1 protein-coding gene is annotated in these 13,604 nt (G+C 43.7%); it reads right to left on the minus strand.

Features of this window, described 5'->3' with window-relative positions:
* Positions 1-7 precede the first annotated feature (7 nt).
* Positions 8-13,585, minus strand: a complete 13,578-nt coding sequence (locus tag AC1DUD_RS25515) for an amino acid adenylation domain-containing protein (protein WP_477379731.1) — start codon at positions 13,583-13,585, stop codon at positions 8-10.
* Positions 13,586-13,604 lie beyond the last annotated feature (19 nt).

The following is a 13,604-nucleotide window of genomic DNA, read 5'->3' on the forward strand; positions in this document are numbered from 1 at the left end:
TAATCTGTTAACCTAAATAATGCTGTAATATTTCAGAAAATTCCCTCGCATTTAACTCGTCAAAAATTGTAGAGTGCTCGCCCTTAACCTCATGAATTTTAATTGATTGGGCATAGTTTTTCCAGGCGTGTTTGTTTTCAGAATTAACTTCAAGCTCCTTGTAAATGATTTTGTTAACCCTATCAATAAAGTAGTATTGCTGTGTAGCGTTAAATAAAACTATCTCGCCATGGTAAGGTTTTATCTGGTAATTGTCTGCCGCTGTTTTTATTTGAAGGGTAATCCTGTCAAAAATATCCTGATCAATATTTGCCAGCTTTGATTCGGTGTTGCTAAACAGCGGACCTATTTTCCGTACCTTATACATTAGGGCTTGTTTAGGGTGCTTCATTAACAGGAAAATCTCAAATTTCAATTTGGTAGAGATTACCGAAACAGATCTTTTAACTAAAGAGGGCAAGTTATTGTTGTGGCGTGCAGTATCGGCAACCGCATTCACCAATGGCTTTGCATCCGCATCAAACATAGCAAGCATTGATATTTTTTTGCCCATGGCCTGAAGTTGACCGGCCATTTCAACCGCTATCATACCGCCCAGACAATGACCGGCCAGGGCGTAAGGGCCGTAAGGGTTATCTAATAACATTTCTGCTACATACCTTTCAGCAATTCCTTCAATAGTATCCGGAAAATCGGCAGGGTTGCTAATGTGCAAAGGCTGCTGCAATCCGTAAACAGGCTGCTCAGGATCAAGCAGTTTTACAAATTCCTTAAATTTAAAAGCTGTACCACCAGCCCCGCAAACAATATAAAGTGGTGTTTTATTACCGGTAGTTTTTATAGGGATAAGCGATTGTGTAAGATCAATATTTTGATTTTGTGACCTCCTGTAGAGTTTGGCTATCGTTGGATGAAGAAACAAATCTCTGATAGTAATGCTGATTGCCATCTCCTTCTTAACCGCTGCTATCAACCGCATAGCCAATATCGAATGACCACCCAATTCAAAAAAATTATCGTGGATACTGATCTTGTCGATCCCTAAAAGGCGCTGCCATATAGCCGACAACCCTTCTTCTGTTTTATTACGCGGCGCTACATAGTTGTAGGTTAATTGTTCGGCCATATCAACGTCGGGCAGTGCGCGTTTGTCAACTTTACCATGTGTTGTTACCGGGAATTTATCAAGCAGCACCCACAATTTGGGCACCATATATTCAGGTAACTGAGCGGTAAGGTACGATGTCAGGGCCTGTTTATCATAAATTCCTTCGGTTGTTATATAGGCTATCAGCCTGTTTACACCATTAACATCAGGTTTGGATAATACAATGGCCTGTGATACCAATCCGCTTTGAAGCAATACATTTTCGATCTCACCTAATTCGATACGGAAACCACGAATTTTCACCTGGTCGTCCATACGGCCAAGATATTCAATATCACCGTCGGCCAGCAAACGTCCTAAATCGCCGGTACGGTATAACCTTGCGCCTTCATCTTCAGAAAACGGATCTTTTATAAATTTTTCGTTTGTTAATGCCGGCTGATTTAAATAGCCCCTTGCCACCTGGATACCGCCAATGCAGATCTCTCCGCTTACCCCAACCGGACCCAATTGATTTTCCTTATTCAGGATATAGATCTTTACATTATCTATCGGTTTACCTATGGTTATAATCCCATCGGGCCTTATAGGATTATGTGTTTGCGACGCGCAAACGGTACATTCGGTTGGCCCATAGCCGTTAACCAGTATTATCCCCTTAGATTGGATAAGCTTACCCGTTGCTTCATTTAGTGCTTCGCCAGCAGATATGATGATCTTGAGCGTATCGGGCACATTTTCAATAAACGGCTGAAACGCCGGTGGTAATATGGCTATTTCAACCTGCTGCCTGGTTAAAAGCTGTTCAAAGCTATCGGCAGATAAAAGCGATTCTTTGGTACACATTACCAGGCAGCCACCCGTCAAAAGCGTACTGAAGATCTCAACACACGAGGCATCAAAACCGAAAGATGCAAATTGAAGGAACCGTGAGCCAGGCTGCAAGTTCAAATCACGCTTATAAGCCAATACAAGGTTAACTACACCGCGGTGCTCAATCATTACCCCTTTGGGCCTGCCGGTTGAACCTGATGTGTAAATGATATAGGCGAGCTGATCTGCATTAACAGACGCGTTTAGTTCTGCATTGCTATACTTTTCAATTTCGGCCCAGTGCTTGTCAAGCTCAATTACCTGAATATTTGCTTTTGCAAATTTGTTACTGCAAGCGCTGCTGCTAACTACCAAACCGGCCGCCGTGTCTTTCAGCATGTAGTCGATACGGTCCTGCGGATATTCAGGATCAAAAGGCACGTACACTCCACCGGCTTTCATCACTCCCAGTATACCAATGATCATTTCAATGCTGCGCTCTGTACAAATTGGTATTACGGTTTCTGTTTTTACGCCCTGAACCTGCAGGTATTTTGCAAGGCTACTTGCTTTATCATTAAGCTGTCTGTAGGTTATTGTTTCATCCTCAAACGTTACGGCTACAGCATTGGGCGTTTCCGCTACTTGCTGCCTGAAAATATCCAAAATGCTTTTATCGATAGGATAATCTGCATCCGTTGCATTAAAGATTTTTAACTGCTTCTCCTCTTCAACCGCAGTCAGCATGTTAATACGCCCGATTATTTCGGTTGGGGTTTGAACAACAGATTGCAAAATGGAGATAAAATGACCTATCATGCGTTCCATGGTCTCTGCTTTAAAGAGGTCGGTGTTATAGGTCAACCCTCCCACCAGGCCATCAGCAGTTTCCACAAGGTTTAAGCTGATATCGAATTTAGATGTAGTATCCTCGGCTGTTTCTGCGCTTAATGTTACATCGGCCAATTTCAGCTCGGGTATCTCTGGCGTATTCTGAAGCGTGAACATCACCTGGAACAACGGACTATGGCTCATGTCCCTTTCCTTTACGACAGCTTCCACCACTTTTTCAAAAGGCACTTCCTGGTGGTTATACGCCTCGAGTGTTGTACTTTTTACCTGTTCGAGTAATTTAGTAAATGCCTGACCGCCCTGTACATTGTTCCGTAAAACTAAAGTATTGATAAAAAAGCCTATTAAACCTTCAATTTCCTGGTGGCTGCGGCCTGAAACCGGCGTGCCTACACTGATATCTTCCTGCCCGCTATAGCGGTGAAGCAACACCATAAATGCCGAAAGCAAGGTCATGTACAAGGTTGTTCTTTGTTTGCGGCTTAAGGCATTTAACCTGTCAACCAATTCTTTGTTCACAAATACAGCTTCAGTTAAGCCCTGGTTGCTTCTGATCAGAGGCCTGCGGTAATCGGTTGGCAGTTGGATAGTTGAGATACCTTCAAGCTTATCTTTCCAATAGCTGAGTTTTTGTTCCAGGAGGTCGCCCTGAAGATGGTTTCTTTGCCAGATAGCGTAGTCTGCATATTGGATTGGCAAACCTGGCAGTTCTGAAGTTTTAACTTCCCCTCCTGCTGCAAATGCTCTGTATAAAACGCCCAACTCTCTCACAAGAATGGAGGTTGACCAGCCATCGGATGCTATATGGTGCATGGTTAGTAACAAAACATACGCTTCATTGCCTGTTTGAATCAGCTCGCCGCGCAGCATGTTATCCTGCGATAAATTAAAAGGTCTGTTTATTTGCCGTTGAACATAATCCTGTAAGTTGATACCTGCAGCCTCAATTTCTTGCTGTGATGTTTGCTCCAACAGCCAATCCCCGCCCGGATTTATGTATTGATAACCGCGGCCTTCATACTCCCTTATTACCGTGCGTAAAACCTCATGACGGTTAACAATTTGTCTGAAAGCCTGAGTTAACGCCGAAATGTTTAAATTACCATTTAAACGCAATACCGCCGGAACATGATATTGAACGCTGCCTTCCAACCTGTCGATAAACCACATGCGTTCCTGGCTAAATGACAGCGGAATATGCTCCGGGCGTGCCTGCATTCCGATACTTGTAATTTCTTCGCTGACCTCGCTGATATTTAAACGGGCGCTTAGTTTGCTTACTGTAGGATAATCAAATACATCACTGATCGGCAATTCAACCGTAAATGCCTTGCGTACCGCCGAAATCAATCGTACAGCCAGCAGTGAATGCCCGCCAAGTTCAAAGAAATCGTCATGAACGCCTATCGAATCTATTTCCAGGATGTCCTGCCAGATGGCAGCAAGTTTTAATTCTGTTTCGCTTACAGGTTCTTCATCATTTTTTGCCGAAACCTCAACTTCCGGATCAGGCAATTGCTTCCTGTTTATTTTACCGGCTGCTGTTAAAGGAATTTCTTTGAGTTCAACCAGGTAAGCTGGTACCATATACTCGGGCAACTGCTCTTTTAACCAGCTAATAATAGCAGAGCGGTCAAATTCACCAGAAGCTACTACATATCCCACCAGTTGATTATTCCCCTGCTTATCGCGGCGGGCCATTACTATAGCCTGGCTCACCAGTTTGCTTTGTTCAAGGATGCGGCTAACCTCTCCCGGTTCAACACGGTAACCCCTGATCTTTACCTGATCATCTACGCGGCCCAGGTATTCAATGTTTCCTTCAGTATTATATTGTACAGCATCACCGGTTTGGTATATCAGGGTTCCTTCATCGCCGTAAGGATTGGCAATAAATCTATCTTGTGTTAACTCAGGCTGGTTTTGGTATCCCTTCGCCAATCCTGTACCACCTATAAATAATTGACCCGGAACGCCCACCGGGCATTGTTGCAGGTCTTTATTCAATACATAGGTTTGGGTATTTGAAAACGGGCGGCCAATCGGGATTATGTTATGGTTTGCATCCGTTACTTCATATAATAATTTGCCAATCGTGGTTTCGGTTGGACCGTAATGGTTGATGATGCGGCAATCACTATACTGCCTTATTTTAGATATTATTTCGGTTGATAATGACTCCCCACCAAAAACCAGCATCCGCGCAGGTACCAAAGGCTCATCTGCCGATAGTGCTTTCCAATGCGAGGGTACAATCTTGATACAGTCAATCCGGTTCTCTTCAAAGTAAGTATGCAGGGCTTCGATATGGCTCAAGGTTTCTTTAGAGAAAACATGCAGCGTACCGCCGAACAATAATGAGCTGTACAAAACTGTATTGCCCAAATCGGTTGCTATGGTCGACATTAAACCGAAAGATTTGCAGGCGCTGATATCGGTACGGTCATCCAAACCGTGAACATAGTCTACAATATTTCGTTGCGTTATTTGTACGCCTTTAGGTTTGCCTGTTGAGCCCGATGTGTAGATCACATAAGCAAGGTTATCAGGTGAGATGGCTCTTATCGCGTTAGTTTCAAGCTCAGCAGCCAGTTCCCAGTTTTGCTCATCAAGTTCAACAACTTTTAACCATTCGGAGATGTCAGCAAGGTTGCCGGCAAATTTGGGACTGCTTACTGCAATCTTTGCGTTGGTATCTTCCAGTATGTAATTCACCCTTTCCAGCGGATAATCAGTATCAACGGGTACGTAAGCAGCACCGGCTTTTAAGATGCCCATAATGCCGACGATCATTGAAATGCCCCGTTCGATATAAAGCGGCACCATTGTGTCTGCCCCAACGCCATAACGCCGCAGGTGGTTCGCCAATCTGTTTGAGCGTTTGTTCAATTCGTCAAAACTGATTGACTGGCCCTCAAACGTAACGGCATTTGTTTCGGAAGATTTTAATACTGCTGCTTCAAAAACATCTGCGATAGTTTTATCCGATGGATATAAGCAAACACTGCTGCCCTGGGTTAGCAAATTCTCTTTTTGCAGTTGGTCGAGCATTTGCAATTTGCCTATTTGCATTTCAGGCGCTGTTACTGCCGAAGCGAGCAGGGTGCAAAAATGCCCAACCATGGTTTCAATTCGAACTGCGCTGAAGATATCGGTTCTGTATTGTACTGCACACTGAAGACCTTCAGGAGTTTCGCTCACAAAAAATGTAAGATCGAATTTTACTGCAGATTGCTCATAATCGAACCCGATAAGTTCCAGGCCGCTCAGCTTTAATTCGGGTACAGTTGGCGTATTGCCAAGTACCAGCATCACCTGGAACAGTGGACTAATACCTGCTGTCCTTTCCTTCACAACAGCTTCAACCACTTTTTCAAACGGCACTTCCTGATGCTCATAAGCATCAAGCGTGGTTTGTTTGACTTGCGATAACAGCTTTATAAATGACTCGTCGCTATTAACCTGGTTGCGTAATGCAAGTGTGTTCACAAAGAAGCCGATCAACCTTTCCAATTCAGGATTAGGCCGGCCTGCGATGGATGTACCTACGCAAATATCATCCTGGCCGCTGTAACGGTACATCAGTATATTGAATACTGATAACAGCGTCATATAAAGTGTGGCGCCTTGCTGCTGGCTCAGCAGTTGTAAATTATTACTAAGCTGTTGATCGATATTAAATGTTAAGGTTGCCCCTTTGCTGCTATTGTTTGTGGGGCGTACAAAATCAGCAGGTAATTGTAACGGAGTTACATCCTGTAATTTCGATTTCCAGTATTGCAGCTTTTCTTCTACTTTTTCTTCAAGCAGGTTATCGCGCTGCCATATAGCGTAATCGGCAAACTGCAATGTGGGTTCGGCTAAACGAAGCTGGTTGCCGTTGCTGTAGGCACTATATAAAGTTGCTATTTCATCAACTATGATAGGTAACGACCAGGCGTCGGAAGCGATATGGTGGATAACCATTACCAGCACATGTGAGTTATCAGCTATGCGGATTAACGCTGCACGCAGCATATCATCTGCCGACAGGTCAAACGGTTGCTCTATCAGTGCGCCGATATATGATTTTAACTCCGCTTCATTTAAAGATGAGGTTTGTGCTAATCCCCAATGACCTACCGGTTTCACAAATTGAAATCCATGACCGTCGTGTTCCCTGATCACTGTACGCAATATCTCATGACGGTTCACAACTTCCCTTATTGCCTGTTCCAGAGAAACGGCATCAAGATAACCTTCCAGTTTTAAAACACCGGGGATATGGTATTGTACGCTGCCTTCCAGTCTGTCGATAAACCAAAGCCGTTCCTGACTGTATGATAACGGGATATATTCCGGTCTCGGGCTGATACTTTTTATCGTGCTGCCTGCTACTTCTGTGTCATCGCCTTCCAGTTGTTTGGCAAGATCGCCAATGGTTGGGGACACAAACAGGTCACGGATTTTTAGCTCTTTGCTCAGTTCCCTTCTTACCTGCGAGATTACACGCATGGCCAGCAGTGAATGACCGCCCAACTCAAAGAAGTTATCCTTTGTACCAATCTTTTCTACGCCCAGCAATTCTTCCCAGATTTTGGCTAATTGCTTTTCTGTGGTTGTTTGTGGTGCGGTGTAGCTTTCTTCTTGGCTTGCTTCTGCTTCGGGCAGTGCGCGTTTATCTGTTTTGCCGTTTGGTGTTAACGACAGGCTGTCCATTTGTACCCATAACCGGGGCACCATGTATTCAGGTAAACGTTCGCCGAGGTAATTTTGAAGCTCCTGTTTATCGTAAGCGGCTTCGTCCATTACCACGTAAGCGGTCAGGCGTTTGGTGCCTTGTTTATCTGACCTCGCCAATACTACAGCCTGTCTTACATTTTGGTTTTGCAGCAATACTTGTTCGATCTCGCCAGGTTCGATGCGATATCCACGGATTTTTACCTGGTCGTCTATCCTGCCCAGGTATTCAATGTTGCCATCTGCAAGCCAGCGACCCTGATCGCCGGTTCTGTATAGTTTTGCGGTTGCTTCTTCGCTGTAAGGGTCGTTAACAAACTTTTCTTTCGTCAGCTCTGGCTGGTTCAGATACCCTCTTGCTACTTGTACGCCGCCGATGCAAATCTCACCCGGTACACCGATTGGACTTAATTCACCTGAAACGCTTCTGATATAAATCTGCGTGTTGGACACAGGTGTGCCGATAAGCGAGGCCTTGTCAATACTATCTACCGTATAATAGGAGGCGCATACTGTTCCCTCAGTTGGGCCGTAGCTGTTCACTATTGCTACTGTCGGATACAAATTATCTATAAAGCCAGGTTGCAGCAGTTCACCGCCGCTGATAATATAGCGCAGATTTTTAATGTCGACGTTGTTATTGCCTGCTTCTTTATTCAGGTAAGCGATTACCGTTGGCGTGGCACTTAATATTGTTATCGCTTCGGTAGTCAGCAGGTGTTTGATGTCGTCCACATCTTTACCGCCTTCTTTTACGATCACCACTTTTGCACCACTGATCAGTGCGGGATAAACCTCTTCGCACATGGTATCAAATGATACGGATGATTGCTGAAGAACTATATCTGCTGCAGTGATCCCGAAATAGTTTACAAAGCCATAAGTGTAATTGGTGATGCTTTGATGCTCTACCATTACCCCCTTCGGTTTGCCTGTTGAACCTGAGGTGTACATGATGTACGCCAACCGATTTGGTTCGATGGCGATGTTTAAATTATCGCTGCTTTGATTGGCTATTTCCTGGTTATTATCAAGTTCGATGACCAGTGCATTTGCTATGTTTATTTTGCTTGTGCTGCTGCTTAGCACTATCGATGCTTTAGTGTCCTCCAGGATATAGCTGATCCGCTCTTTGGGATAATCGATATCAATGGGTACATAAGCTGCTCCTGCTTTCAGGATACCCAATATCCCTGCAATCATCGCTGTGCCACGTTCTACGCAAATTGCTATAGGTGTTTCTTTCGTTACACCTTGTTCTTTCAGGTAGTGCGCAATCTTATTTGATTGTTCGTTAAGGGCTTGATAGCTCACTGTTTCACCTTCAAATACAAGTGCTGTGGCTTCTGGCCTTACTGATGCTTGTTTTTCAAAAAGGCTGACAATGTTTTCTTCTTTCGGATATTCTGCCGCTGTTTCGTTGAACGTGCTTAACTCCCGCTCCTCTACCTTGCTTAATAGTTGCAGCTTATTGATTATAGTTTCAGGTTCTTCTGTTACTGCTTTGATCAGTTCAACATAATGACCTGCCATTCTTGCAATGGTATCCGGTTCGTAAAGGTCGGTATTATATTCCGCTACGATCTGGATCCCGTCCTTTGTTTCTTCTACATTATAACCCAAATCGTATTTGCCCGACTGGTCGCCTGCCCGCTCGCTCGTGATTTTAATATCGCCCAGTTCAAGCGTCGGGATCACTGCTGTGTTCTGCAGCGCAAACATCACCTCGAATAGCGGGCTCCGGTTCAAATCCCTTTCTTTTACTACTGCTTCTACTACTTTTTCAAACGGTACTTCCTGGTGATCATAAGCCTCCAGTGTGGTTTGTTTTACTTTGTTTAATAAATCAGAGAATGTTTCCTCCCCGTTTACGATTGTTCTTAGCGCCAGCGTATTTACAAAAAAGCCGATCAGTTCTGCTATTTCCTCCCTGTCCCGGTTGGCTACAGGTGTACCTACACAAATATCTTCCTGGCCGCTGTAGCGGTACAGCAGCATTTTGAATATTGCAAGCAGCGTCATATACAGCGTTGCTCCATGTTCCAGGCTTAGCTTTTGCAGTTTTGCCGCCTGCTCTTTCGCTATCACAAACGTATAAACAGCACCTTTGCTGATTTGCACTGCAGAACGCATATGGTCTGTAGGCAACTCCAGTGTCGCGGTTCCCGTTAATTTCCCTGTCCAGTAGTTTAATTTGTTTTGCAGTTTCGCTGCATCCAGATATTCCCTTTGCCAGATCGCGTAATCCGCGTACTGGATTTCCGGTGCTTTTAGTTCTGGTGTTTTGTTATTGTTGTAATCATTGTAAAGCTTGCTGAATTCCGATACCAGTACCGGCATTGACCAGCCGTCGGCAACGATATGGTGAAGCATAAGCAGCAATACATATTCGTCTTGCCCTGTTGCAATCAACTCTGCCCGCAGCATATCATCTTGCGACAAATCAAATGGCCTTGCTGCTTCTTTACTGATATAATCTTTTAACTCTGCGTTATTACTCGACTGGCTTTGTTTTAATGTCCAGCTGTTGGCTTTCACATACTGGTAGCCTTGCCCTTCATGTTCCCTGATCACAGTGCGTAATACTTCGTGGCGTTCTACCACTGTTTTCAGTGCGCTCTCCAGTGCGGGGATATTTACTTCACCGTCCAGTTTCAGTATTGCAGGGATATGGTATTGTACGCTGCCTTCCAGCCTGTCGATAAACCATAACCGTTCCTGGCTGTAGGACAGCGGGATATATTCTGGTCTTGGGTTAACACTTTTTATTATGCCACCTGCTGCTGTTATTTCTTCCTCTTCCAGTTGTTTGGCAAGATCGCCGATGGTTGGATAAACAAACAGGTCGCGAATCTTTAGTTCTTTGTTCAATTCCCTTCTTACCTGCGATATCACACGCATAGCCAGCAGTGAATGACCGCCCAATTCAAAGAAGTTATCACTTGTCCCGATCTTTTCTATGCCCAGCAGCTCCTCCCAGATTTTGGCTAATTGCTTTTCTGTTTGGGTTTGTGGTGCGGTATAGCTTTCTTCGTGACTTGCTTCTGCTTCTGGTAGTGCGCGTTTATCTGTTTTACCGTTTGGTGTTAATGGCAGACTGTCCATTCTTACCCATAACCGGGGCACCATGTATTCAGGTAATCTTTCGCCTAAGTAATTTTGAAGCTCCTGTTTGTCATAGTCAGCTTCTTCCATCACCACATAAGCGGTCAGACGCTTAGTGCTTTGTTTATCTGCTCTCGCCAATACTACGGCCTGCCTTACATTTTCGTTTTGCAGCAGCACTTGTTCGATCTCGCCAAGTTCGATCCGGTATCCACGAATCTTTACCTGGTCGTCTATCCTGCCTAAATATTCAATGTTGCCATCTGCAAGCCATCTGCCATGATCACCGGTTCTGTACAGCCTTGTATTTACATCTTCGCTGTAAGGGCTGTTGATGAACTTTTCTTTGGTTAACTCCGGCTGGTTCAGGTAACCTCTTGCTACCTGTACACCGCCGATGCAAATCTCACCCGGTACTCCTATCGGGCTTAGTTGCCCCGATGTGCTTCTAATATAGATCTGCGTATTCGACACTGGTGCGCCGATAGGTACAATTTCAAGATCCGCGTCTTTCTCTAAATCACTCCAATAGGTAACGTCGATAGCGGCCTCGGTAGGGCCGTATAAATTATGTAAAGCTACATGAGGCAGCTTGCTCCTGAATAGTTTAACTTGCGCGGTGGTCAAAGCTTCACCACTGCACAGCATATGCTTCAATTCGGGGCAATCCCCTTTTTCAATATCGAGCAAAAACACGCTCAGCATCGACGGAACAAAATGAAGGAGGGTTATGTCCTGACTTTCTATTACTGATTTCAGGTAAAGACTATCGCCCTGGGCGCCGGGTTTGGCAAACACCAGTTTAGCACCTGTTAATATGGGCCATAAAAGTTCCCATACAGATACGTCAAAGCTAAATGTATTTTTTTGCAGAACGGTATCGGCAGCAGTTAACCCAAAATAGCTTTGTGTCCAATTGAGCCTGTTAACCACACCGCCGTGCTCATTCATGGCACCTTTAGGTTTGCCTGTTGATCCGGAGGTATAGATCACATAAGCCAATTGATCAGCTGCGATAACTGTATCAAGATTGCTGTTATCTTGTTTTGAAATTAATTCCCAATCCTTATCCAACTCAATCACCTGCAAGTTATTCCCCTGCAATTTTGAGATGCCTGCTGCACTGCTTAATACTATTTTTGCGGTGCTATCATCAAGCATGTAAGTGATCCTATCAATAGGATATTCAGGATCAACCGGAATATAAGCGCCGCCAGCTTTCAATATGCCCAATATGCCAATTAGCATTTCAAAACTTCTCTCGAGACAAACGGGCACAAGTGTTTCTTTAGCAACACCTTGCAACTGAAGATAGCGTGCCAGTTGATTGGAACGCGCGTTTAGTTCAAGATAGGTAAGTGAACGATCTTCAAACTTTACAGCTGTGGCATCAGGCGTTTTTTTCACCTGATTTTCAAACAGGCTTACCAGATTTTCATTTGTCGGGTACTGCGCAGTTGTATTATTAAATTCTTTTAAGATCGATGCCCCGGCAGGAGTAAGAATCGAAATTTCGTTTAGTGTTTTTACAGCCCCTTCAGTTACCTGCGATAATACGTAAGCAAACTGATCAACGATAGACTGTACATAGGTTGTTTCTAAAAGATCGGCATTGTAATTAAAAGTAAAGTTCAAACCATCGGCATCGGCAATTAAAATAGTTAAAGGGTAATTAGTTTGTTCGTAAGTATTGGCGTTCTCAACTTTTAACGACCATTGTTTGGCGTTTAGAGCTTTATTTACAGGATAGTTTTCAAAAACCAGCAAGGTATCAAACAAATCGGCTTTTATGCCTGTCCACTCTTTGATACTTTGAAGTGTGGCATGCTGATAATTTCTTGAAGTAGCCTGATCAGCCTGCAAGCTTTGCAACCAGTTAATTATTTCCTGGTTATCAAAAGAGGCTTTGAATGGAATAGTATTGATAAACAGCCCTACGCGATGTTCAACACCGGGTAATTCATCGGGCCTACCGGATACTACAGCACCAAATAATACATCCGGATTACCGGTGTAACTGTTAAGTAACAATGCCCATATGCCCTGCATAAGGGTATTTAGGGTGATACGATGTTTTTTTACATAAGCAGAGATCAGCGCCGAGGCATCTTTATCAAATACTTTGTTAACAGAAAGAAACCTGGCTTTTAAAAGCGCTGCATTTGCTTTTTTAACAAAGGGCAAAGAAGTTCCTTCGCTTATTCCCTGCAAATAATTACGCCAGTAGCTTTCTTCGGCCCACTTATCCCTGCGTTCCAGGTAACGGATAAAATCTTCATATTTATCTTCCTGTGTTGGGACTACAATCTGACCCTGCAATAAAAGTTCATAAGCTTCTAAAAACTCACTCATTAATACGGGCAGCGACCAGCCATCGAACAGGATATGGTGGAAACTCCATAACATCCTGTAACGGCTATTATCTAACTTAACCAAAGTGACCCGCATTAAAGGAGGCAGGTTAAAATCAAAGCCCCTTTCTCTGTCAGCAATTAAGAAATCATCAAATGCTATTGTTTGAGATGCCGAATCTAACTCGCTGTAATCTATTTCGATTACAGGAAGGGTTACATCCCGGTAAACACATTGAACAGGGATACTGAACGACTCGTAGTAAAAACCGGTGCGTAAAATAGTATGCTTCGCAATAATTTCAGCCCAGGCAGCCTTCAGCACATTCAGATCTGCATCAATAATATCGCAAGTGAACTGCTCGATATAGCTACCAAATTGTTCATTGTACAGGCTATGAAACAGCATACCTTCCTGCAAGCCACTCAACCTGTAAATGGAAATTACATTTTTTTGGTTACCTGCCGATATTTTTGGAAGAGTAGAGATATATTGAATTAATTCATCTTTATGAGTTTTAATATAATTAATGATCTCGCTGTTATTTTTAACAGCGTTTATCTGCTCTTTGGTAACCTTGTTTTTATTAGCATTTAAATTCAGCTTTTCATTATCCACCGATAGTGAAAAGTTCATTTTTTCAAGGTTTGATAAA

The sequence above is a fragment of the Mucilaginibacter sp. P4_A11 genome (genome assembly GCF_056402535.1).